Origin of the sequence: Dyella sp. S184 (assembly GCF_009766065.1) — a bacterium.
Lineage (GTDB): Bacteria > Pseudomonadota > Gammaproteobacteria > Xanthomonadales > Rhodanobacteraceae > Rhodanobacter.
The window spans coordinates 710,449-735,611 of sequence record NZ_LMUE01000002.1 but is presented as its reverse complement, the minus strand read 5'-3'; the positions used below and the strand labels follow the sequence as shown (position 1 = coordinate 735,611).

Annotated in this window: 19 protein-coding genes and 1 riboswitch; of the genes, 6 read left to right on the top strand and 13 right to left on the bottom strand. The window is 63.5% G+C overall.

Going from position 1 to position 25,163, the window contains the following annotated elements:
- Window positions 1–25 precede the first annotated feature (25 nt).
- The 4 genes from GSQ75_RS03165 to GSQ75_RS03150 all read right to left on the bottom strand — a co-directional run bounded on the left by GSQ75_RS03165 (window position 26) and on the right by GSQ75_RS03150 (window position 6,050).
- On the bottom strand, window positions 26–721 hold the full coding sequence (locus GSQ75_RS03165; protein ID WP_158753059.1) for a TIGR02466 family protein: 696 nt from the start codon (window positions 719–721) through the stop codon (window positions 26–28).
- A 77-nt stretch (window positions 722–798) separates the two neighbouring features.
- The gene (locus GSQ75_RS03160) at window positions 799–2,172 is read right to left on the bottom strand and encodes a glycoside hydrolase family 125 protein (RefSeq protein WP_158753058.1); all 1,374 of its coding nucleotides are present in this window, start codon (window positions 2,170–2,172) and stop codon (window positions 799–801) included.
- Window positions 2,169–4,346 (bottom strand): alpha-galactosidase, encoded by a 2,178-nt coding sequence (locus tag GSQ75_RS03155; RefSeq protein ID WP_158753057.1) that lies wholly within the window; start codon window positions 4,344–4,346, stop codon window positions 2,169–2,171. The genes GSQ75_RS03160 and GSQ75_RS03155 overlap by 4 nt, the downstream gene beginning before the upstream one ends.
- 57 nt (window positions 4,347–4,403) lie before the next feature.
- Complete coding sequence (locus GSQ75_RS03150; RefSeq protein WP_158753056.1) at window positions 4,404–6,050, bottom strand: HAMP domain-containing sensor histidine kinase; 1,647 nt, start codon at window positions 6,048–6,050, stop codon at window positions 4,404–4,406.
- A 246-nt stretch (window positions 6,051–6,296) separates the two neighbouring features.
- On the opposite strand from GSQ75_RS03150, the gene sucC reads away from it, so the two are divergent.
- The 3 genes from sucC (at window position 6,297) to GSQ75_RS03135 (ending at window position 10,090) form a co-directional block, all read left to right on the top strand.
- Window positions 6,297–7,499 carry an ADP-forming succinate--CoA ligase subunit beta gene (gene sucC / locus GSQ75_RS03145; RefSeq protein WP_256369779.1) on the top strand — a complete coding sequence of 401 codons (1,203 nt, stop codon included), beginning with the start codon at window positions 6,297–6,299 and terminating at the stop codon, window positions 7,497–7,499.
- An 11-nt stretch (window positions 7,500–7,510) separates the two neighbouring features.
- Window positions 7,511–8,383 (top strand): succinate--CoA ligase subunit alpha, encoded by an 873-nt coding sequence (gene sucD, locus GSQ75_RS03140; protein WP_158753054.1) that lies wholly within the window; start codon window positions 7,511–7,513, stop codon window positions 8,381–8,383.
- A gap of 75 nt (window positions 8,384–8,458) precedes the next feature.
- On the top strand, window positions 8,459–10,090 hold the full coding sequence (locus GSQ75_RS03135; protein WP_158753053.1) for an NAD+ synthase: 1,632 nt from the start codon (window positions 8,459–8,461) through the stop codon (window positions 10,088–10,090).
- Window positions 10,091–10,122: 32 nt separating this feature from the next.
- Here the strand turns inward: GSQ75_RS03135 and yedA are convergent, their stop codons facing one another.
- Window positions 10,123–11,031: a drug/metabolite exporter YedA gene (yedA, locus tag GSQ75_RS03130; RefSeq protein WP_158753052.1), complete on the bottom strand. Its 909-nt coding sequence runs from the start codon at window positions 11,029–11,031 to the stop codon at window positions 10,123–10,125.
- Between the two features lie 99 nt (window positions 11,032–11,130).
- Entirely contained in the window at window positions 11,131–11,409 is a 279-nt protein-coding gene (locus tag GSQ75_RS03125; RefSeq protein ID WP_158753051.1) for a hypothetical protein, read from the bottom strand.
- Between the two features lie 90 nt (window positions 11,410–11,499).
- Between GSQ75_RS03125 and GSQ75_RS03120 the strand changes: the two genes are divergently transcribed.
- The 3 genes from GSQ75_RS03120 (at window position 11,500) to cysN (ending at window position 14,791) form a co-directional block, all read left to right on the top strand.
- Window positions 11,500–11,850, top strand: coding sequence for a Rieske 2Fe-2S domain-containing protein (locus GSQ75_RS03120; RefSeq protein ID WP_158753050.1), 351 nt, complete (start codon window positions 11,500–11,502; stop codon window positions 11,848–11,850).
- A 131-nt stretch (window positions 11,851–11,981) separates the two neighbouring features.
- Complete coding sequence (gene cysD, locus GSQ75_RS03115) at window positions 11,982–12,902, top strand: sulfate adenylyltransferase subunit CysD (RefSeq protein WP_158753049.1); 921 nt, start codon at window positions 11,982–11,984, stop codon at window positions 12,900–12,902.
- The gene (cysN, locus tag GSQ75_RS03110) at window positions 12,902–14,791 is read left to right on the top strand and encodes a sulfate adenylyltransferase subunit CysN (RefSeq protein WP_158753048.1); all 1,890 of its coding nucleotides are present in this window, start codon (window positions 12,902–12,904) and stop codon (window positions 14,789–14,791) included. Before cysD ends, cysN begins: the two co-directional genes overlap by 1 nt.
- 50 nt (window positions 14,792–14,841) lie before the next feature.
- Here cysN and tviB read toward each other — a convergent pair whose 3' ends face one another.
- From tviB to GSQ75_RS03075, 7 genes are all read right to left on the bottom strand, one after another.
- Window positions 14,842–16,125: a Vi polysaccharide biosynthesis UDP-N-acetylglucosamine C-6 dehydrogenase TviB gene (gene tviB, locus GSQ75_RS03105; protein WP_174236688.1), complete on the bottom strand. Its 1,284-nt coding sequence runs from the start codon at window positions 16,123–16,125 to the stop codon at window positions 14,842–14,844.
- Between the two features lie 149 nt (window positions 16,126–16,274).
- Entirely contained in the window at window positions 16,275–17,474 is a 1,200-nt protein-coding gene (gene metK, locus GSQ75_RS03100) for a methionine adenosyltransferase (protein ID WP_158753047.1), read from the bottom strand.
- A gap of 277 nt (window positions 17,475–17,751) precedes the next feature.
- Window positions 17,752–20,043: a 5-methyltetrahydropteroyltriglutamate--homocysteine S-methyltransferase gene (gene metE / locus GSQ75_RS03095; protein WP_158753046.1), complete on the bottom strand. Its 2,292-nt coding sequence runs from the start codon at window positions 20,041–20,043 to the stop codon at window positions 17,752–17,754.
- Window positions 20,044–20,239: 196 nt separating this feature from the next.
- A riboswitch (cobalamin riboswitch) is annotated at window positions 20,240–20,449 on the bottom strand.
- Window positions 20,450–20,569: 120 nt separating this feature from the next.
- The gene (gene dusB, locus GSQ75_RS03090; protein ID WP_158753045.1) at window positions 20,570–21,556 is read right to left on the bottom strand and encodes a tRNA dihydrouridine synthase DusB; all 987 of its coding nucleotides are present in this window, start codon (window positions 21,554–21,556) and stop codon (window positions 20,570–20,572) included.
- Between the two features lie 42 nt (window positions 21,557–21,598).
- Window positions 21,599–22,876 carry a nucleoside permease gene (locus GSQ75_RS03085; protein WP_158753044.1) on the bottom strand — a complete coding sequence of 426 codons (1,278 nt, stop codon included), beginning with the start codon at window positions 22,874–22,876 and terminating at the stop codon, window positions 21,599–21,601.
- A 271-nt stretch (window positions 22,877–23,147) separates the two neighbouring features.
- The gene (locus GSQ75_RS03080; RefSeq protein WP_174236687.1) at window positions 23,148–23,744 is read right to left on the bottom strand and encodes a uracil-DNA glycosylase family protein; all 597 of its coding nucleotides are present in this window, start codon (window positions 23,742–23,744) and stop codon (window positions 23,148–23,150) included.
- Window positions 23,745–23,764: 20 nt separating this feature from the next.
- Window positions 23,765–25,135 carry an FAD-linked oxidase C-terminal domain-containing protein gene (locus tag GSQ75_RS03075; protein ID WP_158753043.1) on the bottom strand — a complete coding sequence of 457 codons (1,371 nt, stop codon included), beginning with the start codon at window positions 25,133–25,135 and terminating at the stop codon, window positions 23,765–23,767.
- Window positions 25,136–25,163: the final 28 nt, after the last annotated feature.

The following is a 25,163-nucleotide window of genomic DNA, read 5'->3' as shown; positions in this document are numbered from 1 at the left end:
ATCCAAGTGGATCGGCGTATCCGGTCTACGCCGTCACAGCATTGAAGGAGATCGAGATGCGCGGCTCATCGCTGTCGTGGGGTTCCACGAAGTGTTCCATCCAGCTTGGGAACAGCACCAGCAAGCCGGCATCGGGTGTCAGCTGGATGTCGCTGTAGCCGTTCGGTACCGCGCCTTTCACGTAGCCATGAATGACCCCGGGTCGCGGATCGCGAAACACCAGCTTGCCGGAACCCGCAGGCACTTTCAGGTAGAAGCATCCCGACAGCAAACAACCCTCGTGCACATGCAGAAAGTTGAAGCCACCGCGGTCATGCATGTTGATCCATGATTGGAGCTGGAACGGGATATCGCGCACGCCCATTTCGCCCAGCGCGCTGGTGCAACCCGAAAGTATCGCTTGCCGTAGCGGCGCAAACACGGCTTGCTCCAGTACCGCCATATCCTCGCTGTTCCAGCCCTGGCGGTTGGTACGCCCTGCCGGTCGGGGGCTGGCAGCGCGCAGCGCCAGCACGGCAGCTACCCATTCCTGCAGCTGCGCTGTCGGCGCGGGCATCTGCGCCTGCCAGATGCGGGTCGGGAAGAGATCGAACGAGCGCAGTGCCGGCGCCACGGGAGGCAGCACCGTCGAATGGCTGGCCGACACGCCGGAGGTCACCGCGAAACCCGTCTGACTACTGCTGTGCGGTCCCCTGAAGGTGAAGCTGGAATTGCCCGCCATCCGTCGATTTCCTGTCTTGCCCGATGATTCCCATACTGCGCGCGAGTCCGCGTGGCCCGCAAGATTTGCCTGCGCGGTCAGCGTGCAGGCCCCACGTCAAAGTGCAGGCCTGCGGTACTCGGTATCGGATGCGCTGCGGCTCCATGCAGCTTCGCGATGTATTCGGTGAAGAACGCATTGGGCCAGCCGAAATCCGCACGGGTGAATTTCGTGGGATCGTGAGGATCGAAGGATTCGTGCAACCGGTGGTCTCCCGGATCGCTGGCCAGCAGCATGGTCAGCACGCGTTGTTGCTCGGTTGGGTCATTCGTGGTGAATCCTTCGGCGAGAAGCCCCAGTGGCCAGATCATGCCCGGCGGCGTGTGCGGGCTGCCGAGTCCCGCGGCCAGCGGGCCCGAGTAGTAAAACGGGTTGGCGGGCGAAAGTACGAAATGCCGCGTGTTCTGGTAGATCGGATCGTCGATACGGACATAGCCGAAATACGGCGCGGCCAGCAGGTTCGGGATGTTTGCATCGTCCATCAGGTTCGCGTGATCGAGCCCGTCGACCTCATAGGCATAAATCGGCTTGCCGTCAGGGCCCTGCACGATGCCGTATTTCTGGATGCCCGCATGCACTTGCTGGCGCAGCTTCTCGGCGCGGGTCGCCATCGCCGGATCGTGATAGACCGCGGCAATATCCTTCAGCGCCGACAAGGCCTGTACCGCCATCATTTCGTCGGGGATCATGTAGTTGTAGATGCAGGGATCGTCCGAGGGACGAAAGCCGGTCCAGATCATGCCGGTATAGGCCACCGGATTGACGCCCGCCTCCTCGGTATCGGACTTGAAGCGGTAGCCGCTTCGATGTCGGTGATGCTGCTCGATCTTCATGACGTCGAGCACGCGCAGAAAGGCCTTTTTGACCTCGGGAGTGAACACCGATGCATCGCCGGTCACCCGGTAGTACTTCCATGCAAGCAGGATCGGATAGCACAGCGAGTCGAGTTCGAACTTGCGTTCCCACACCGTGTAGTCCTGCTTGAACGCGTTCGCATACGGATCGACGATCAGATATTTGGCCTGACGCTGGATCACGGCCTTGAACAGCGCACGGATCTGCGGATCGTGGGCGTAGTCCAGATAGGTTGCCTCGACCTGGACGCTGGAGTCGCGCAGCCATTCGGCGGGGATATCGCCGGTCCTCACGTAGGCGGTGCCGTCATCCGCCGCCACAATCTGGGTGCCGGTGTTGAGCAGGGCCGACCGCACCATCGCCTGCAAGGCCGGGTTCGGACTCTGGTACACGGCCGCCGCTGCGACGATCACCGCGGGCTGAACCACCAGCTTGCCGGACTGGCGCTGCTGCACCGCAGAGGCGCTCGTTTCGACCTGTGTCGCGACGGCTTGCCGCGGCACATACGCGGCGCAGGCGCACGCCAGGACCAGCGCTAGGCGATGCCCGATGATCATCGCAACGCCTCGATCGTCACCAGTTCGGACGAATCCGCCATCGGCAGGGCCACGGCAACGCCGGACTGCATCAACTCGCGCCCGTCGGCTTCGCGGTCGGGTGAGGAGTGATCCCTGAAATGCAGCCGATACCTGCGGTCGCTGTGCAAGCCGCGCAAGTTGAAGCGGAATTCGCCCGGTGTGGCCGCGCTGCCATGGAATGCGTAGAGCACGCCCCGGTCGTGGCTGGCATCGAAATATTCCAGTCCATCCCAGCCCTTGCCGTCCGGCCGCGGTCCCACGTGATACAGGTCGGCGTCGCGGATCAGCGGGCGCAGGGTCGACTTGTAGAACGCGATCTCCCTGGCCGCGGCGGCATGCTGCTGCGGACTCCAGCTGTTGCTGTCGATCATCACCGTAAGCCAGCCCATCATCCCGCTACGCAGCATGTAGCGGAAATTCTCGATGTGCGGCGTCGGCCATGCCTTCACATAGGCCTCGAGCATCGCCGGGGGCAATACATGGCTGGCATCGTAGAAAGCCTGCCGGTTGGATAGCGGGTCGTAGGAATCCACCATGGAAAAGTAATCGCCGTGCGCGGCGCTACCGAAGTCGACCATGCGGCCGCCGTCATTGCAGATTTCGAGCATCAGGCCCGGGTGCGCAAATCGCAGACTCGTCTGAATCTCGTAGTACGCACGCGTGGCGTGCAGGCTGACATCGGTCGAATTGGAACCGTCGACCCAGAGGAAATCATCGTCGCTGTAGCGCCGGGTCCTGGTGGGATCGGTTGGCGCGTGCGGATGATCGCTGCGCGCGCAGCCCTGGGCGACGACGTAACCATCGTGCTCAAGCACATCGACGTGATAGTCGCGCACGATGCGATTGACCTCGTGCGTCGCCCAGGCTTGTGCAGCAGGTACTCCCAGGTCGATGGTGATGCCCTTGAACTCCGCAGGTTTCCAGCCCGCTGGCGGATCGGTGGTCAGCCAGTCGCGTACACGTGGATCGGCGACGCTGAGTGCGCCATGCTGCGTGCTCGTGCCCGCCTGCGCCCAATCGACCCAGAGGCCGAACTTCAGGCCGCGGCTGTGTGCATAGTCTGAAATCGCCGCAACGCCGTGCGGAAATTTCCGCGGATCCGGATACCAGTCGCCGACCGCGCGAAACCAGCCGGCATCGAGGTGAAACATCTCGAAACCCAGGCTGCTTGCATCGTCGATCATGTGCCGGGCCTGTACGTCGGTAATCGCCATCGCGCTGCCCCAGCTGTTGATGGTCACCGTCGGATAGGCGCGATCGCGTAAGGTGGCGGGATCGTTCAATACCTCGCGCACCCAGCGCCGCAGCGTGTTGCCGGTATCGTCCACGTCGCCATTGCTGGTGCCGACGAACATGGTCGGCGTGCTGAAGGTTTCACCGGGTGCCAGGCGTGTGCGAAAAGGGCCAGGTTCGGGATTGAGGCCCGCCACGCCTTCAAGCACATCGCCGTGCCGTTTCAGCTCCATCGCGATGCGACCGCTGAATTCCACTCCGACATACCATCCACGATTCGTGGAGCTCGCATCGCGGACCAGGAAGTACGGGATGATTTCGCGCGGCTCGCCCGCAGGCGGATGCGCGTACGTACTCGATGCGCCATGCCAGTGATAACCCTCGGTGATCGGCACGAGATGTGTCCCGACGGGCGGCGCTTCGCCAGCGCCCTTGTCGATCCACAGTTGCTCCAGCGGCTGGTTCGCAGCGATCTTCCATGCAAAGCGAAAGCTGTCCTGCAACGGGATCCAGACCTCGTGCGTGCCGGGGTTTTCGATACGGATCACGTGCTCGATCGGACCATGCCGCGCTGCTGCGCGCCATTCCCAATAAAGCCGCAAGCCGGTAGACCGATCTCCATAGGCGAGGCTGGCGGAATCGTTGCGGATACGACTGGCATCAGGGTCGAATCGCCAGTGCAGCGGAACCGCCACGCCATCAACCGTCGCGCTGGCGATAAAGGTTTCGGCATCCATGCCTTGCCAGATTGCACCGTCGGTGCCGGTCAGGCGCAGCACCTGCGGGACAGACGCCGCGGATTGCAGCGTGATCTGATTGTCCGCATTCCCGATCAGGATCGGTGTGGACGCATTATCGGCGGCAACGTGCTGCGTAAAGATCAGGCCGAGCGACACGCAGATCCATGCAACGGGCTTCATCGTGCGACCTGTCCTCGGGGCTCTCCGGCAAGGTTGCAGCGGTTCATGCCCGAGACGTCAACGCGTGGCAATCTGGGCGGGTTCGGTCGCCTCAGCGGGACTGCGCGCCGGTGGCGTCAGTACCAGTCGGAAGCAGCTGCCACCGCCCGCCACGCGGACATACTCCAGCGCTGCCTGATTGGCTTCGCTCATCTGCCGCGCCAGGTACAGGCCCAGTCCGGTGCCGTATTCGTGGGTGGTGTAGAACGGTTCGAAGATCTGCGCGGCCACCTTCGGCGCGATGCCGGGGCCGCGATCGATCACTTCCAGGATCGGCACGCCGTGTTCGCCTTGACGGGTCACTACCATCACCCGCGCCGGTTCACCCGGCAGCCGGCCGTAGCGCAGTGCGTTCTGCACCAGGTTCCACAGTACCTGCTGCAGTTGCTGTGGATCGGCCACAGCTGCCACTGGGGCGCCGCTGCTGGCGATTGCCCGCAGTGAGTCGATGCCCAGGTCGTTGCCCTGGCTGTATTCCTCGACGAAGGCCTGCGCCCAGTGACCGAGATCCAGCGTCTCTGGTCGCGAGCGTTCGCGCCGGGACAGCTGCAGGATGTTCTCGATGATTTCGTTGAGGCGGATGCAGTGGTTGTTGATGATCTCGACCATGCGCTGGTCGGTGGCATCCATGCTTTGCGATTCGGCCAGCAATTGCGCCGAGTAGCGGATCGCCGCCAGCGGATTGCGGATCTCGTGGGCGATCGAGGCGGACAACCGCCCCAGCGAGCTCAGCGTGAGTTCTTCCGCCCGGCGCGACAGCAGCGAGGTATCGTCGAGGAAGATCAGCACGTGCGAGTCGTCGTTCGGTGCCAGCCGGGTGAAGCGCGGCACTACCTCGGGTACGCCATCGGCGAGCTGGGTGGCGGTCTCGTCCAGTTTTCCGGAAGTCATCCAGTGGTACAGCCGGCGCGACAGTTCCGGTGCCAGTTGACCCAGGTCGCGTTGGTCGGCGCCCGGGTTGCCCAGCAGCATCCACGCGGATTCATTGATCTGGTGGATGCGGTTGGCATCGTCCACCAGAAGCACGCCGGTCTTCATACGGCGGATGATCAGCTCGTTGATCTGCGACAGGTTGGCCAGGTCGGTGCTGCGCTGCTCGGCCAATGCCTCGGTGGCACGCAGCTGCCGTCCCAGCACATGGCACAGCGTGGTGCTGGCGAAATAGGCCAGTCCGAACAGTGCCGCTTCCAGCAAGTCGCGATCGCCGGAATTGTTTGGGGTGCCAAAGAAGGTATGGCCAAGAATGCCCAGCGTTGCCAGCGCGGCGAAGAAACTGGACAGCCGCAACGGCAGGATCAGCGCGCCGGCGCTCAGGTTCACCGCCAGCATCATCGTGATGCCGATGCGCGCATCGTGCATGGCGGCAATCGCCAGCACGGCGGCGATGATGTCTACCGTCAAGGTCACCGACACGGCCATGTTGACGTAGACCATGCTGCGCCGGTTGAACAGCAGCGCGACCAGTGCAAACACCAGGTAGCCGGCGGCTACGCCCCGGGCAAGCACGGGAGTTGCCAGTTCGGGCCAGCCCATCCAGCCCGGGCTGAAGGCCAGGGCTGAATAGACCAGCGCCTGCACCAGCCTGAATGTGTTGAGGAAGGTCAGCTCATGGCGAATCGTCGCGGTACCCGCGCGGGTAGCGGTGAAGGGTGGCGCGCTGGACACGTGGCGGGCACTCCATGGCGGTTCCGAGCGAGTATAGACGGGCTGATCGGCATTGGAATGGTGTGTCAGGGCGCCTGGAACCGGTCTGCGGAGCGGGTTGGACACGTCGCCCTTTCCATTGCCGCCCGCTTCCGCGAAAATAGGCGGCCGTATTACGCGGTTTTACTGGTTCGCAGGGCATGCGCACTGCCTTCGGCAGCGCATCACTCCGCCGTCCGACCTTCCTGACCCACGTTGTGTTCAAGCGTGCGGCCGCCATGTTTTTCCGTTCGCTCGAGGTATCGAATGAATTTCCACGAATACCAGGCCAAAGAACTGTTCGCGCAGTACGGCATCGCCGTACCGCCGGGCAAGGTTGCCAATTCCCCCGACGCCGCCGTCGACGCCGCCAAGCACCTTGGTGGCACGCAATGGATGGTCAAGGCGCAGATCCATGCCGGTGGCCGCGGCAAGTCCGGTGGCGTCAAGTTCTGCCGCAGCTTTGATGACGTGCGCGCCGCTGCCAAGGGCATGCTCGGCACCCACATGGAGACCTACCAGTCCGCCGGCCGTGCGTTGCCGGTGAACCTGGTGCTGGTCACCGACGCCACCAATATCGCCAAGGAGCTGTATCTGTCGATCCTGGTCGACCGCGACAGCAAGGCGATCTCGTTCATCGCCTCCAAGCATGGCGGTGTGGACATCGAGCAGGTCGCTAAAGAGACGCCGGAAGACATCCACACCATCGTGATCGATTTCGTCGAGGGCTTGCAGCCGTACCAGTGCCGCCAGCTCGGTTTCGCGATGGATCTGAATGGCAAGCAGGTCAACCAGCTGACCAAGATCATGCTGGGCCTGTACAAGCTCTTCAACGAGAAGGACCTGGCCCTGGTCGAGCTGAACCCGCTCGCCGTGCTGGAAGACGGCAACCTCGCTGCGCTCGACGGCAAGGTCAACTCCGATGACAACGCCGAGTTCCGTCATCCGGATCTGGCCGCGATGCGCGATCTGAGCCAGGAAGACGCCGCCGAAGCCGCCGCGGTGCAGTACAACCTCAACTACGTGACGATGGACGGCTCGATCGGCTGCATGGTCAACGGCGCCGGCCTGGCGATGGCCACGATGGACGTGATCAAGCTGGCGGGCGGCGAGCCGGCCAACTTCCTCGACGTTGGCGGCGGTGCCACCAAGGAGCGCGTCACCGAGGCGTTCAAGCTGATCCTGTCCTCGGACAAGGTGCGCTGCATCCTGGTCAACATCTTCGGCGGCATCGTGCGCTGCGACCTGATCGCCGAGGGCATCATCGCCGCGGTCAAGGAAGTGGGCCTGAAGATCCCCGTGGTGGTGCGCCTGCAGGGCACCAATGTCGATCAGGGCCGCGAACTGCTGGCCAATTCCGGCCTGGCGATCACGCCGGCCGACGATCTCAACGACGCGGCGCAGAAAGCCGTGGCTGCGGCCAAGGTTTAAGGAGCAATCGAATGAGCGTTCTCGTCAATAAAAACACCAAGGTGCTGGTGCAGGGCTTCACCGGCCAGCAGGGTACCTTCCACGCACAGCAGTGCCTCGACTACGGCACCAAGATCGTCGGTGGCGTGACCCCGGGCAAGGGCGGTTCCGAGCACATCGGTCTGCCGGTCTTCAATTCGATGGATGAAGCGGTTCTCGAGACCGGCGCCGACGCGTCGGTGATCTTCGTGCCGCCGCCGTTCGCGGCCGACTCGATCCTGGAGGCGATCGACGCCGGCATCAAGGTCATCGTGGCGATCACCGAAGGCATCCCGGTGCTCGACATGCTGCGCGTCAAGAACGTGCTGCAGCAGCATCCGGAGATCGTGCTGATCGGGCCGAACTGCCCCGGCATCATCACTCCGGGCGAGTGCAAGATCGGCATCATGCCGGGTCACATCCACATGCCGGGCAAGGTCGGCATCGTCTCGCGCTCCGGCACGCTGACCTATGAAGCGGTGTTCCAGACCACCAATGAAGGCCTGGGCCAGAGCACGGTCATCGGCATCGGCGGTGACCCGATCAACGGCCTGAACTTCATCGACTGCCTGAAACTGTTCCAGGACGATGCACAGACCCAGGGCATCATCATGGTCGGTGAGATCGGTGGCTCGGCCGAGGAAGACGCGGCTGAGTTCATCGCCGAGTATGTGACCAAGCCGGTGGTGTCATTCATCGCCGGTGCCTCGGCACCTCCGGGCAAGCGCATGGGCCACGCCGGCGCGATCATCTCCGGCGGCAAGGGCACGGCGGAAGCCAAGTTCGCCGCACTGGAGAAGGCTGGCGTCACCACGGTGAAATCACCGGCCGATCTGGGCAAGGCACTCGCGAAGCTGATGAAGTAAGTCGGCGCTGGCGCGCTAAAATACGAAGGCCGCGACTCTCAGGGTTGCGGCCTTCGTCATTTCTGGAGCAGGACCATGGCAAGGCTGCGGCTGGCGCTGGCCCAACACGATTTTCCGGTGGGTGCGGTAGCGGCGAATGCCGCGAAGGTGGGTGACCTGATCGCGCAGGCGTGCAGCGGTGGCGCCACGCTCGTGGTGTTTCCGGAGCTGACCCTGAGCGGTTATCCGCCAGAGGATCTGCTGCTGCGCCCGAGTTTTCTGGCTGCCTGCGACAGCGAACTGAATGCACTGGCGGCTGCGACCAATGGCGTTGCGGCACTGGTCGGCCATCCGCACAGCGAGGGCGAGGTGTACAACGCCGCCAGCCTGTTGCGCGGCGGCCGGGTCGAGGTCACCGCGCACAAGCAGGCGTTGCCCAATTACGGCGTATTCGATGACAAGCGCTATTTCCGCCCGGGTCATGCGACGGTCACCACGGTGATCGACGGCGTCTGCATCGGGCTATTGATCTGCGAGGATATCTGGCGCCCCGAACCGGCAGAGCAGGCCGTGAAAGCCGGCGCCGAGCTGATCGTGGTGATCAACGCCTCGCCGTGGGACGACGCCAAGCAGGCTGAGCGTGAAGCTGTGCTGGTCGCGCGTGCGCGTGAAACCGGTTGCGCGATCGTCTATCTCAACCTGATCGGCGGGCAGGACGAGGTGGTCTACGACGGTGCTTCGCTGCTGGTCAACGGCGACGGTTCGATCGCCGCGCGCGCACCGGCTTTCGTCGATGCGCTGCTATGGGCTGAATTTGACCCGGTGACGCGAACCTTGCGCGCCGAGGACTGGCCAGTGTCTGCGGATGCATGCATCGAGGCGACGCTGTACGCGGCCTTGGTGCGTGGCACCCGCGACTACATCGACAAGAATGGCTTCGGCGGCGTGCTGCTTGGTTTGTCCGGTGGCATCGACTCGGCGCTGACGCTCGCGCTGGCAGTCGATGCACTGGGCGCCGAGCGCGTCACCGCAGTGATGATGCCCACGCGCTATACCTCGCAGCTGTCGCTGGATGGTGCGCGCGCGCAGGCCGAAAAGCTCGGCGTGGATTACCACGTGATCTCGATCGAGGCGACCTACGAGTCGTTCGTCGACGCGTTGACTCCCGCATTTGCCGGAAAGGCCGCCGATACCACCGAAGAAAATCTGCAGTCGCGCACCCGCGGCGTGATGTTGATGGCGCTCAGCAACAAGCACGGCCGCCTGTTGCTGGCGACCGGCAACAAGAGCGAGATGGCGGTGGGTTATGCCACGCTGTACGGCGACATGTGTGGTGCCTACGCACCGTTGAAGGACGTCTACAAGACCGTGGTGTACAAGCTGTCGCGCTGGCGCAATGCGCAAGCTGCGCGTGCCGGCGAGGGCGACATGATTCCCGCTGCGGTGATCGAGCGTCCACCGTCCGCCGAGCTGCGCGACAACCAGACCGACCAGGATTCGCTGCCACCATACGACGAACTGGACGCAATCCTCGCGCGCTTCATCGAAGGCGAGCAGTCGCAGGCAGAGATCACCGCGCAGGGTTTCCATGCCGACACCGTGCGGCGGGTGGTGCGGCTGGTGCTGCTGAACGAGTTCAAGCGCCGGCAATCGGCGCCGGGGCCGCGCGTGACCACGCGTGCGTTCGGTCGCGAGCGGCGTTACCCGATCACGTCCGGCTGGCGCTGAGACAATCTTCGTGAAACGAGGAACGGGCGACGTCAGTGCGCCCGTTTCTGTTTTGCCAGGGTGATCACCAGCACACCAAGCAGGATGATCGCCATGCCGGCGAGGTCATACGGGCCGACGTGCTCACCAGCCAGCAACACGCCGAACAGCACGGCCACCGGCGGGTTCACGTAGGCGTAGCTGGTGGCCAGCGCCGGTCGCGCATGCTTCAGTGCATACAGATACGCGCTGAATGCGATGAGTGAGCCGAACACGGCCAGATAGACCACCGCCAGGGTTGCGCGTGTGGCTGGATGCGCGGGCAGGTGCTCGCCGCTGGCAATGCCGAAGATCAACAGGGCGACGCTGGCGCAGAGCATCTGCGCGGCGGTGTTCATCGGCCCCGGCGGCATTTCCCGGCGACGGCTCCAGGCCGAGCCAAACGCCCAGCACATCGCGGCCACCAGCAGGGCCATCGCGCCAAACCGTGAACCGGACAGGCTGCTGCCGAGGTTCAGCACGATCACGCCGGCGAAGCCGATCGCCAGGCCGACGCTCTCGCGCCGGTTCGGCCACTCGCCATACATGCCGGAGAACAACGCGGCGAACAGCGGCATGCTGGCCACCGCCACGGCGGCGATTCCGGAGCTCACCCGCTCTTCGGCAAAACAGACCAGGCCGTTGCCGAAGCCGAGCAGCAGCAGGCCGCTGAACGCCGCATTGCGCCATTGCAGCCGTGTCGGCGGCGCCATCCCGCGCAGCCGCAGGAAGCCGTACAACGCCACGCCGGCGCACAGGAAACGCACGCCGGCGAGCAGGAATGGCGGATAGCTTTCCAGTGCGTAGCGGATGCCCAGATAGGTCGAGCCCCAGATCACGTACAGCGCGAACAGCGCCAGCGGAATCAGTACGCGAGGATCGCTAAGGCGATGCGGCGTGCTTGCCGCAGGGTGGTTGGACATGGAGGGCGGATCATGTGGGGACGGCGCATTATCCGTGAGGTCGGCGGATTTTGTGAGCGCGACTTCGGCCGCCGTGCTGCCCGAATCGTGACGGCTCGTTCAGTGCGCGACCGGTCGACCCTGCTGGATCACCACGAACTCGCCTTCGAGCACATCAGGTTGATGTGTGGTGCGCGTCGCTGCGGGTTGCCGTGCCAGTACGCGGCCATGCTTCCACTGACGCCAAGCCAGCAGCAGGGCTCCACCCACCAGCAGCACGCCAGCGACCATCAGACCGAACACCAGCAGCACACCGATCAGCGCCACGCCGACCAGCAACGACAGGGCACGCACCAGTGGATGGCGGGAACGACGCATGGAGAGCATGGAGAAGTGCATGTGTTAAAAATCCGTATGGTAAAATCAACGACTTACGCTTGAAATCATGCGTGCAACCATGGGGCCATCCGGCCCCCGAGGCAAGTGCCGATGGATACAGTGACCTCCGTTCCGCCGCTGTGCCAGCTGGATGATATTCCGGACGGCGGAGCCACCGCCGTCGATGCGTTGCTGTCCAGTGGCGAAGAGAGCCTGATCCTGTTGCGGCAAGGTGACCAAGTCCGCGGTTACCTCAACATCTGCCCGCACACGGGACGCCGGCTGGACTACGCGCCAGGCAAGTTCCTGCTGAAGAACGACACGCTGATCTGCGCGGTACACGGTGCCACCTTCAATCAAGGCGATGGACTGTGCATCGCCGGCCCCTGCCGGGGCGAGCATCTGCGCGAAGTGAGCGTGCAGGTGGAGGGCGATGCCGTTCACCTGACTGCCGGCGCGTAGCCACCTATGTCATCGGCATGCAGGGTGTCGTGGGCGTGCCCAGCCAGTTGCCGCATATGGATAAATCCGCTGGTCATTACGCAAATGGCACGACCCCGACTAGAATCCGAACGGATATCAACGGCAGCAACATGACCAACATCGACGCGCTTGCATACACATCGCATCTGAAGCAGCTGGAATCGGAAAGCATCCACATCCTGCGTGAGGTGGCGGCCGAGTTCCGCAACCCGGTGATGATGTATTCGATCGGCAAGGACTCCTCGGTATTGCTGCATTTGCTGCAGAAGGCGTTCTATCCGGCGCAGCCGCCGATCCCGTTGCTGCACGTGGACACGACCTGGAAATTCCGCGAGATGATCGCGTTCCGCGATCGCCGTGCGCAGGAAGCCGGCTGCCGGTTGATCGTGCATATCAATCAGGATGGCGTGGCGCAGGGCATCGGCCCGTTCAGTCATGGTGCGACCGTGCATACCGATGTGATGAAGACCCAGGCGCTGAAGCAGGCGCTGGACAAGTATCAGTTCGATGCCGCGATCGGCGGCGCCCGCCGCGACGAGGAGAAGTCGCGTGCGAAGGAGCGTGTGTTTTCGTTCCGCAATGCACAGCATCGCTGGGATCCGAAGAGCCAGCGACCGGAGCTGTGGAACCTCTACAACGCGCGTATCGCCAAGGGCGAGAGCGTGCGCGTGTTCCCGCTGTCGAACTGGACCGAGCTGGATATCTGGTTGTACATCTACCGCGAGAAGATCGAGGTGCCAGCGCTATACCTTGCCGCCGAGCGTCCGGTGGTCGAACGTGATGGCGCGCTGATCATGGTCGACGACGAGCGCATGCCGTTGCGCCCGGGCGAGATTCCGCAAATGCGCAAGGTGCGTTTCCGCACGCTGGGTTGCTATCCGCTGACCGGTGCAATCGAGTCCGAGGCCGATACCTTGCCGGCAGTCATCCAGGAAATGCTGGTGGCGCGCACCTCCGAGCGCCAGGGCCGGGTGATCGACCATGATCCGTCCGCGTCGATGGAGAAGAAGAAGCAGGAGGGTTATTTCTGATGCGCACGGAGCATGACGCGAGCACGGCGATCGACGCCTACCTGCAGCAACACGAAACCAAGAGCCTGCTGCGTTTCATCACCTGCGGCAGCGTGGACGACGGCAAGAGCACCCTGCTTGGACGCCTGCTGTACGACAGCAAGCTGCTGTTCGACGACCAGTTGGCGGCGCTGAAAGGCGACAGCCTGCGCCATGGCACGCAGAACGGCGAGCTGGATTTCGCCTTGCTGGTCGACGGCCTCTCCGCCGAGCGCGAACAGGGCATCACCATCGATGTCGCCTACCGCTTCTTCAGCACCGAACGGCGCAAGTTCATCGTGGCGGATTGTCCCGGGCATGAGCAGTACACGCGCAATATGGCCACCGGTGCCTCCACCGCCGACCTTGCCGTGGTGCTGGTCGACGCGCGCAAGGGCCTGCTGACGCAGACGCGCCGGCATACCTATATCTGCGCGTTGCTCGGCATCCGCCATGTGCTGCTGGCGGTGAACAAGATGGACCTGATCGATTATTCCGAGGACGTGTTCCGTTCGATCGAGGCGGATTATCGCGAGCTGGCTGACTCGATGGGCATCGCGCAGGTCAGCGCGGTGCCGCTGTCGGCGTTGCGCGGCGAGAATGTCAGCAGCCGTTCGGATCGCATCGGCTGGTACGACGGTCCCAGCCTGCTGGAGCGTCTGGAGACGGTGCAGGTCGCGCATGTGGTCGACGATGTCGGCTTCCGCCTGCCGGTACAATGGGTATGCCGGCCCGATCAGAACTTCCGCGGCTATGCAGGCCACGTCGTCGCTGGTTGCATTGCGCCGGGCGATGAAGTGGTGGTGCTGCCGAGTGGCGCCCGTTCGCGGGTGGCGCGCATCGTCACGGCCGATGGCGATCTGCCGCGTGCCAGCCTTGGCGATGCGATCACGCTGACGCTGACCGACGAGCGCGACATCAGCCGTGGCGATGTCATCGTCGCGGCCGCGCAACCACCGCAGGTGGCCGACCAGTTCGCCGCACATCTGCTGTGGATGGGTGAGGCACCGTTGTTGCCGGGCAGATCCTACTGGCTGAAGATCGGTACACGCACCGTGAGTGCCCAGGTCACCGAGATCAAGCACAAGGTCGACGTCAACACGCAGGAGCCGCTGGCTGCCAAGCGGCTGGAACTGAATGAGGTCGGTTACTGCAACCTCAGCCTCGATCACGCGATCGCGTTCGAGTCGTATGAACACTGCCGCGAGATGGGTGCGTTCATCCTGATCGATCGACAGAGCAACAACACGGTGGCTGCCGGCACGCTGAACTTCGCTCTGCGTCGCGCCGACAACATCCACTGGCAGCATATGGATGTCGATCGCATGGCACGTGCGCGGATCAAGGGCCAGGCACCGGCCTGCCTCTGGTTCACCGGCCTGTCCGGCTCCGGCAAGTCGACCGTGGCGAACCTGGTGGAAAAGCGCCTGCACGCGCTGGGCTATCACACCTACATGCTGGATGGCGACAACGTGCGGCATGGGCTCAACCGCGATCTGGGCTTCACCGCCGAGGATCGCGTCGAGAACATCCGCCGCGTGGCCGAGGTGGCCAAGTTGATGGTGGAAGCCGGTCTGATCGTGCTGGTCTCGTTCATCAGCCCGTTCCGCAGTGAACGGCGCATGGCGCGCGAACTGTTTGCCGAAGGCGAGTTCAAGGAAGTTTTCGTGGACACGCCGCTGGCGATCTGCGAGCAGCGCGATGTGAAAGGGCTTTACGCGAAGGCGCGCGCTGGCGAGATCAAGAACTTCACCGGCATCGATTCACCCTACGAGCAGCCGGAGCATTCGGAAGTGCACCTTGAAACGGCTGGGCGCAGCGTCGATGCCCTGGCCCAGCAGGTGGTCGAGGCCCTCATAGGGCACACCTGAGCGGTTCGGTGCGCGCGGATGGGTGTTCTTAAGTACGCATCCGGGCGTGATTAAAGTCGTGCGTCGACGGCGCTGCCTGGCAACATGCTCTTGATATCGAATACGGCGCAGTTTTCGCGGCCATAGCGACGAATTTTTTCGTCGCCGAGGTCCAGGAAAATATGGTGCGCCACCGCCAGTATGATGGCGTCGTAGCTGTGGGCATCGGGTTCCCCGAGCACGGCGATGCCGAACTTATGCTGTGCTTCGGCGGCGTCGGCCCATGGGTCGTACACGTCGACCTGGGCATGTGCGGCCTCGAGTTCGCGCACGATGTCGATCACGCGCGTGTTGCGCAGATCCGGGCAGTTTTCCTTGAAGGTCAGGCCCAGCACCAGGATGCGTGAACCGACCACATGGATCCGCTTGTTGGCCATCAGGCGGATGACCTGGTGCGCCACGTACAGTCCCATGCGGCTGTTGATGCGGCGGGCGGCGAGAATCAGCTCGGGGTGATAGCCGAGCACGGTGGCCTTGTGCGTGAGGTAGTACGGGTCCACGCCGATGCAGTGACCGCCAACCAGGCCCGGCTTGAACGGCAGGAAGTTCCATTTGGTGCCGGCGGCGGCGAGTACGTCCTGGGTATCGATGCCCATGGTGTTGAAGATCATCGCCAACTCGTTGACTAGCGCGATATTGACGTCGCGCTGGGTGTTCTCGATGACCTTGGCGGCCTCGGCAACCTTGATGCTGGATGCCTTGTGCGTACCGGCAGTGATGATGCGCTGGTACAGCGCATCCACGAAGTCGGCGGTCTCGGGAGTGGAGCCGGAGGTGATCTTGATGATCGTGGGCAGCCGGTGTTGCCGATCGCCCGGATTGATGCGCTCGGGGCTGTAACCGCAATAGAAATCGGCGTTGAAGCGCAGTCCCGAGACCCGCTCCAGCACCGGCACGCAGATTTCCTCGGTGGTGCCGGGATAGACCGTGGATTCGTAGATCACGACGTCGCCGCGCTTGAGTACCTTGCCGATGCTGGCGCTGGCGCTTTCCAGTGGACTCAGGTCGGGTTGGTTAGCCTCGTCGACCGGCGTGGGCACGGTGACGATGAAGACATTGCAGTCGCCGAGGTCGCTGACCTCGGTAGAGAAGCGCAGGCGAACCGCAGCGGCGAGTTCCTCGGGCGAGGTTTCCTGCGTATGGTCACGTTGCTCGCGCAGCTCATGGACGCGTCCAGCGTTGATGTCGAAGCCGATGGTGTCGAACTGCTTGCCGAATTCCACCGCCAGCGGCAGACCCACATAGCCGAGACCGACGATGGCGATTTTTACTTGGGTCAGCTTGGAATTCTGCATGGGCCTGATCGGTTCTTGTCGCGGCGGTTGAGGCGCTCGCCAGTCTAAACCAACCGCAGAGTTCTTCCGCTACTGACGCCATCGAGGTCCGGAAACGCAGAAGCCCCGCGGGCATGCCGTGGGGCTTCTGGTCAACCGAAGAGGCCGGTTTACTTCAGCTTGGCATCTGCGCGCAATGCCTCGGCGCGATCGGTCTGCTCCCACGAGAACGTGGTGTAGCTATTGCCATTGGCGTCCTTGATCTTCTGCGGGGTACGACCGAAGTGGCCGTAGCTGGCGGTCTGCTGGTACATCGGGTGGATCAGGTCGAGCATCTGCAGGATGCCGTACGGGCGCAGGTCGAAATGCTTGCGGATCAGCTTCTCGATCTTCTCGTCACTGATCTTGCCGGTGCCGAACGTGGTCACCGAGATCGAGGTCGGATGCGCCACGCCGATCGCATAGCTGACCTGCACTTCGCAGCGGTCGGCAATGCCGGCGGCGACGATGTTCTTGGCCACGTAACGCGCGGCATAGGCGGCCGAACGGTCGACCTTGGACGGATCCTTGCCGGAGAACGCACCGCCACCGTGACGGGCCCAGCCGCCGTAGGTGTCGACGATGATCTTGCGGCCGGTCAGGCCGCAGTCGCCCACCGGTCCGCCGATGACGAACTTGCCGGTCGGATTGATGTGGAACTTGGTGCCTTTGTGCAGCCACTTGGCCGGCAATACAGGCTTGAGGATCAGCTCGCGCACGCCCTCGATCAGATCCTTCTGCTTCACGCTCGGATCGTGCTGGGTCGACAGCACCACGGCGTCGATGGCGGTAGCCACGCCGTTCTCGTAGCGCAGGGTAACCTGGCTCTTGGCGTCCGGGCGCAGCCATGGCAGCGGCGAGTTCTTCTTCTTGCGCACCTTGGCCTGCTGCTCGACCAGGCGGTGCGAGTAGTAGATCGCCGCCGGCATCATGTCCTTGGTCTCGTTCGTCGCATAGCCGAACATCAGGCCCTGGTCGCCGGCGCCCTGGTCTTCCGGGTTCTTGCGGTCCACGCCCTGGTTGATGTCAGGCGACTGCTTGCCGATCAGGTTCAGTACGCCACAGGTCTCGCCGTCGAAGCCGACTTCGCTGGAGTTGTAGCCGATGTCGATGATGACCTTGCGGGTCAACGCCTCGAGATCGATCCACGCGCTGGTGGTGACTTCGCCGGCGACAATCGCCACGCCGGTCTTGACCATGGTTTCGCAGGCGACGCGGGCGCGCGGATCCTGCGCGATGATCGCGTCGAGCACGGCATCGGAGATCTGGTCGGCGACTTTGTCCGGATGGCCTTCGGAGACCGATTCGGAGGTGAACAGGTAGTTGGACATCGCGGTATATATCCTTTCGTGCGGATAGAGAGATACAAGAAGCCCGACATGATACATCGACGCTCCAGGTTTTGCAGCCTGGGTTTATTTTGGGGTCATCCGGGTTAGGCGCATGTTCAGCCGTTTGGACGGCTGTCAGGGTGCCTTATCTATGTGACAGTGCGGTTTTCGGGGGCAGCAGCTTTGACGGCTATTGGTGTAAACACGCGGATACGCGTGGCCAGGTGGCGTTGCCTGCTGACGCCTCCCTGTTACGACAGGGAGGCGTTCCGATCGGCTATGCGAGGAGCGCCAGTTCGTTGCGTAACTGCTGCGCGGCGCCAACCATATGGCGCAGCGCCAGTTCCACTTCGGGCCAGCCACGGGTCTTCAGCCCGCAATCGGGATTGATCCACAGCTGATCCGGTTGCAGCACATCGAGCGCCTTGTGCAGCAGATCGAGCATTTCCGCTGGTTCGGGCACGCGCGGCGAATGAATGTCGTAGACGCCCGGACCGATGCCGTTGGGATAACGGAAGCGCACGAATGCATCGAGCAGTTCCATCCGTGAGCGGCTGGTTTCGATCGAAATCACGTCGGCATCCATCGCCGCGATTGCCTCGATGATGTCGTTGAACTCCGAATAGCACATGTGAGTGTGGATCTGGGTGGCATCGCGTACGCCGCCGGCGGTGATGCGGAAACATTCCACGGCCCACGCCAGATAGGTCGGCCACTCGCTGCGCCGTAGCGGCAGGCCTTCGCGCAGCGCGGGTTCATCGATCTGGATCACGCTTATGCCAGCGGCTTCCAGGTCATGCACCTCGTCGCGCAAGGCCAGCGCGATCTGCCGGCAGACGGTCTCGCGCGGCAGGTCATCGCGCACGAACGACCACTGCAACATGGTCACCGGACCGGTCAGCATGCCCTTCATCGGTTTCTCGGTCAGCGATTGCGCAAAACTCGACCAACGCACGGTCATCGGCGCGCGACGGGCGATGTCGCCATAGATGACCGGTGGTTTCACGCAGCGCGAACCATAGCTTTGTACCCAGCCGAGTTTGGTGAACAGATAGCCGTCCAGCTGCTCGCCGAAGTATTCAACCATGTCGTTGCGTTCGGGCTCGCCGTGTACCAGTACGTCCAGGCCGATATGTTCCTGGAAGCGCACGACGCGCTCGATCTCGGCCTCCAGCAATGCATCGTATGCGCCATCGCCCAGACGACTGGCGCGATGGGCGGCACGTGCCTTGCGCAACTCGTCGGTCTGCGGAAACGAACCGATCGTGGTGGTCGGCAATGGCGGCAAGGTCAGCGTTTCGGACTGCGTTACCCGGCGTATCGCGTAGGCGGATCGGCGCAATGGTGCTTGTGGGCCAAGCATGCGCAAACGGCCACGGACTTCCGTGTCGACCACGCCGGGTACCTGTGCCTGCGCGGTCAGCAGCGCCTGTTGTGCAGCGAGAGCAGCGTCGGCTTCCGGTATGCCGGCGAGTGCATCGGCATACACCCGCAGTTCCTCGATTTTCTGCCGGGCAAATGCCATCGGTGCGAGGCGTTGCGGATCGAGCGTGATTTCCGCCTCGAGATCGATCGGCACGTGCAGCAGCGAGCAGGATGGGGCGAGCCACAGGCGCTCGCTGCCGATGCGTGCCTGCGCCTTGTGCAGTAGCGGCAGTACGCGTTCGGGTCGGCTACGCCAGATGTTGCGGCCATCGACCACGCCGACACTGAGGACGTGGCTGGCGGGCAGAGCGTCCAGCACGGCATCGAGCTGTTCCGGTGCGCGCACCAGGTCGATGTGCAAGCCATCCACTGGCAGGGTAGTTGCCAACATCAGGTTGTCGCTCAAAGCACCAAAGTAGCTTGCAAGCAGCAGCCTTGGCGTATGCGCTGCGGCCAGCACCGCATAGGCATGGCGATAAGCCGCGTGGTCATCGCCATCCTGATCCAGCACCAGGCACGGTTCATCCAATTGCACCCAGTCGGCGCCGGCGTCAGCCAGTTGCCCGAGTAGTTCGACATAGGGCGCCAGCAGCGCGTCGAGCAGTGCCAGACGATCGCTGCCGTCCACGCTCTTGGACAGCAGCAGGAATGACACGGGCCCGAGCAGCACCGGGCGTGCCCGATGACCTTGTGCCTGAGCTTCTCGGAATTCCGCCAGCGGCTTGTCGCCGGCGAGCGCGAAGCGCTGGTCGGCGGCCAGTTCCGGCACCAGATAGTGGTAATTGGTATCGAACCACTTGGTCATTTCCAGCGCATGCAGGTCATGGCCGTCTCGCTTGTGACCGCGTGCCATCGCGAAATAACCCTCCAGAGGGTTTTCGGTGAACAGCGGTCGATAACGCGAGGGGATCGCATCGAACAGCACGGCCGTGTCGAGTACGTGGTCGTACAGGCTGAAGTCGTTGCATGGCACGACATCGGCGCCGGCATCCACCGCCAGCTGCCAATGCCGTCGACGCAGCGTGTGAGCGGTGTCCAGCAGTGCCTGTGCGCTGGTTTCGCCGCGCCAGTGCGACTCGAGGGAGCGCTTGAGTTCGCGCTTGAGGCCGATGCGCGGAAAGCCTGAATAGGTAACGAGTGACATGGAAATTCCTCTTGCAATGGGCAAAGAGGAACGAAGGATGACCAGCATGATCGCTGTGCCTTTGACCTTCGCCCCCGCGGGCGATCCGGCACTGCCGCAGGGCAAGCGAAACCAGCGCGTCTGCCGCACATGGCGACAGGCAGCGCACTGGCTCCGGTGTTCCCCCGCGGAAACGCCAAGTCGGACAGAAGCGCAAACACACGCTTCCGGCTGAGGCAGGTATTCGGGCTCGTGGACGTACGGCTCGGCCTACTGTCCGTCGCTTCCCGGGCGCCTTGCGTCCAGTGCATGTAACGGAGGTCGTTTCCACATACCGCTGCGGGGCAGCGCCGGATTCACACCGGCTTCCCTTGAGTTATCTCTTTATTCGCATGAAGAGATAATTACCATCAGCGTGGCGAAAATTAGCCGTATGGACGTCCGAAGTCAAACCACGGTCGGGTGACACAGGAACGGCGAGCCGGAGTGTTGCCCATCGACCGATCGCTATCGTCGAATCGATCGGGTGGCACAAGGCGATCAGGGTTCAGGCTGCCAGACGTTCGCCGGCGGCGAGTGCGGCGAAATACTCACGGGTCAGATGCAGCTGCATATCGGCGGATTCGGCGCGATTGACCACCTGCCGGAACGCTGCATTCTCAGGCCGGTCCTTGGCGTACCAGCCCAGGTGCTTGCGCGCGATACGGACGCCGGCCAGTTCACCGTAGAACGCGTAGAGCTGTTCGAGATGGCCGAGCAGGATCATGGCGACTTCGGCCGGCTCGGGCTCGGGCAGCAGTTCACCGGTGGCCAAGTAGTGCGCGATCTCGCGGAAGATCCACGGCCGTCCTTGCGCGCCGCGGCCGATCATCAGCGCATCGGCGCCGGTGACGTCGAGTACATGGCGCGCCTGCTGCGGTGTATTCACATCGCCATTGGCCAATACTGGGATGCGCACGGCGGCTTTCACCGCGGTGATGGTGTCGTACTCGGCGTCGCCTTCATATTTGTCGGCGCGGGTGCGGCCATGCACCGCGAGCGCGGCGATGCCGTTGTCTTCGGCGATGCGCGCGATGTTCAGCGCGTTCTTGTTCTGCCGGTCCCAGCCGGTGCGGATCTTCAGCGTTACAGGCACCTCGACGGCATCGACCACGGTCTTGACGATGCGCGCCACCAGCGGTTCGTCCTGCAGCAGGGCGGAACCCGACCACACGTTGCAGACCTTCTTGGCGGGACAGCCCATGTTGATATCGATCAGCTGCGCGCCGTTGGCGACGTTGAAACGTGCCGCTTCAGCAAGCATGGCCGGGTCGTAGCCGGCGATCTGCACGCTAATGGGCTCGGGTTCGCCGACGTGATCCATCCGCTGCAACGACTTGCGCGTATGCCACAGGCGCGGATCGGCATTGGTCATTTCCGATACGGCCAGACCCGCGCCGAGCCGCTTGCACAGCAGGCGGAATGGCTTGTCGGTGACACCCGCCATCGGGGCGAGCACCACCGGCGGGTCGATGAGGTAAGGGCCGATGCGCATCTGCGCATTGTAGCCGGCTCGGCCGCTGCTGGCCCGGCGATGTCAGTGCGTTGGCAGAACTCGCAGCGGCTGTGCCCAGTGCTTGTGCCTGAACAGCGGCACGAACAGGAGCGCCATGATCAGTGAATAGCCGGCAAAGGCCAGCCAGATGCCGTGCCAGTCCTTGCAGATGGCGACGGTGTCGTCGCAGGCATGGTTGGTGAAGAAGCGGTCGATCATCCAGCCCGCGATCAGGCTGCCCAGCACCGCGCCCACGCCGTTGGTCATCAGCATGAACAGGCCCTGCGCGCTGGCGCGGATCTTCGGGTCGGCCTGGCTCTCCACGAACAGCGAGCCGGAGATGTTGAAGAAGTCGAACGCCATGCCATAGATGATGCACGACAGTACGATCATCCACAGGCCGTCGGCCGGGTTGCCGAAGCCGAACAGGCCGAAGCGCAGCACCCAGGCCAGCATGCTCATCGTCATCACCGCCTTGATGCCGAAGCGCTTGAGGAAGAACGGGATGGTGAGGATGAACGCGGTTTCGGAGAACTGCGAGATGGAAATGATGATGGTGGAGTACTTCACCGTCAGCAGGTTGGCGTAGGCTGGCACCTTGACGAAGTCGCTGAGGAAGGCGTCGCCGTAGGCGTTGGTGAGTTGCAGCGCCGCGCCCAGCAGCATCGCGAAGATGAAGAACACAGCCATGTTGCGGTTCTTGAACAGCACGAACGAGGTGAGGCCGAGCCGATCCATCACGCTGCGGCTGTGCGCGGCATCGAGCTTGGGCGGGCACTTGGGCAGGCTGAAGGCGTACAGGCCCAGCAGCAGCGAAGCGCCCGCGGCCACGTGGAACTGCGCGGCGGAGGCCTTGAAGCCCAGCAGGCTGGTTGTCCACGTAGCGGCGATGAAACCGACGGTGCCCCACACGCGGATCGGCGGATAGGTGCTCACAACGTCCAGCCCCTCCTGCTTCAGCGCGTTGTACGCCACCGCGATGGCGAGCGAGATGGTGGGCATGTAGAAACACATGTACAGCAGCACTACCCAGAACATCTGCTGCGGATTGCCCGCATGCGGAATCGCGAGCAGCACTGCCGCACCAAGGATATGGAACAGGCCGTACAGACGTTCGGCGTTGACCCACTTGTCCGCCACGATGCCTGCCAGCGAAGGCATGAACAGCGAGGCGATGCCCATCGTCGAGAAGATCGCGCCGAAACTGGTGCCCGACCAGTGCAAGGTCTGGAACCACCACGTGCCGATGGTCAGAAGCCAGGCGCCCCAGATGTAGTACTGGAGAAAATTCATGACGACAAGGCGGAGCTTCAAATTCACGGGCGGGTATCCGGCATGTATGTCCCCTGACGCAGCCGAGGGAACTGTCCCGTGGCCACCAGCCGGGGCAGGTTAGAGGAAGCTGCGGGGAACCGGCAAGGCGCGCTGCAGCGACCGCGCGGAGCCGATGAAAAGCAGCGACTCGCGAAAATTGTTGGTCATCCCAATCATGAGCTTCCCGAATTTGGTGAGAGCGCACCCTGTGCGCGATGCTCTGGTGCTGATCGAGCGAAGGGCATCGCGCACAGGGCGCGCTCCTACAGGCGGCCTTTCAGGCTGCCGCATGTAGAGCAGCAGCCACGCGTTCGCGCAGCAGCGGCAGCAACTCGGTCTCGAACCATGGATTGCGCACCAGCCACAACCGGTTGCGCGGACTGGGATGCGGCAGCGGCAGGCGGCCATGCGCGAGATGCTCGCGCCATGCCTGCACGGTGTCGGTGAGGCGCGTGCCGCGCGGCACACCAAGGATGCCGGCCTGCGCATACTGGCCGATCACCAGGGTCAGCTGGACCTGCTTCAGCAGCGGCAGCAGTCGCGGATGCCAGGTCGGCGCGCATTCGGGCAGCGGCGGCAGATCGCCGCCGCGGCCGGTGCCGGGGAAGCAGCAGCCCATCGGCACGATCGCGACGCGGCTGGCGTCGTAGAACATGTCGTGGTCGATGCCCAGCCAGTCGCGCAGGCGTTCGCCGCTGACATCATTGAACGGGATGCCGGTGTTGTGCACCTTGCGTCCCGGCGCCTGACTGACGATCAGCAATCGTGCTGTCGACGAGGCTTGCAGCACTGGTCGCGGACCCAGCGGCAAATGTGCCACGCACAATCGGCAGGCGCGGATCTCGATGAGCAGTTTGTCCAGTTGGTCAGGCATGCTGATTCCTGGTGATCGGCTCAGGGCAGCAGCTTGCCCGGATTGAGGATGCCGTCGGGATCGAACGCGGTCTTGATGTTGCGCATCAGTCCCAGCGTGTTCGGCGACAGCGCGAGTGGCATGAATTCGCGCTTGATCATGCCGATGCCGTGCTCGCCGGACAACGTACCCTCCAGCCGGATCACCAGTGCGAACACCTCGGCGAGGCAGGCGTGCGCGCGCTCGCGCTCGGCCTCATCGCGTGGCAACAGGTTCACGTGGAGGTTGCCATTGCCTGCATGGCCGAAGGTGACGATCAGTACATCGTGCTTGGCCGAAAGCTGCTTGATGCCGTCGACCAGTTCGGGCAGATGGCTGACTGGCACCACCACGTCCTCGTTGATCTTGTTCGGCGAGATCGTGCGCTGCGCTGGCGACAGCGCTTTGCGCGCCGACCACAGCGCGCGGGTTTCCTCGGCGGTTTCGGCGAGGCGCAGTTCCTCCAGCCCGTCACAGCGCGCGGCGCGCGAAACCGCTTCCACGGCGGAGGGCAGCGTCGCCGGCTCGCCATCGACCTCGATCATCAGCATCGCGCCGGCCAGCGGCACGCTGTCACCGCCATGCGCATGCGCCAGCTTCAGCGCCACGTCGTCGATGAATTCCAGCGCACACGGCGTCACCGGCTGCGCCATGATCCGTGCCACCGCACGCGCGGCTGCACCGACATCGCGGTAGGTGGCGCGCAAGGTGCGCACCGCTGACGGTTTCGGGGTGAGTTTCAAGGTGGCCTCGGTGATCAGGGCTAGCGTGCCTTCCGAGCCGATCAGCAATCGGGTCAGGTCGTAACCGGTGGCGCCCTTGCTGGTGTAGGTACCGCAACGGAAGCCCTCGCCGTTGCCGGCAACCGCGCGCAGACCCAGCGTGTTCTCGCGTGGGCTGCCGTATTTCACGGTGCGCGGACCGGCCGAGTTGCAGGCGAGATTGCCGCCGATGCTGCACCAGGGTGCAGAGGAGGGATCGGGCGGCCAGAAGAAACCGTATGCCAATAGAGCCTGCTGCAAATCGCCATTCAACACGCCGGGTTCGACCACTGCGAGGCGGTTGTCCGGATCGATGCGCAGGATCCGGTTCATCCGCTCGAAGCTCACCACGATGCCACCGTCCACCGGCACCGTGGCGCCGGTGGTATTGCTGCCGCGCCCACGTGCAATCACCGGGATCTTGTGCGAGCGACATGCCTGCACCAGTGCTTCGACTTGCGCGTGCTCGGTCGGAAACACCACGACGTCGGGCAGCGCATGCAGGCGCGAGTTGTCGTACGAATAGGCGATCCGTTCGGCTTCGCCGCTGGCGAGCGCGTCGGCGGGGAAAATTTCGCGAAGCTGGGCGAGCAAGGTGGCTGGCAGGTGCATCGCCAAAGCCTATCCCACTTGATCACTG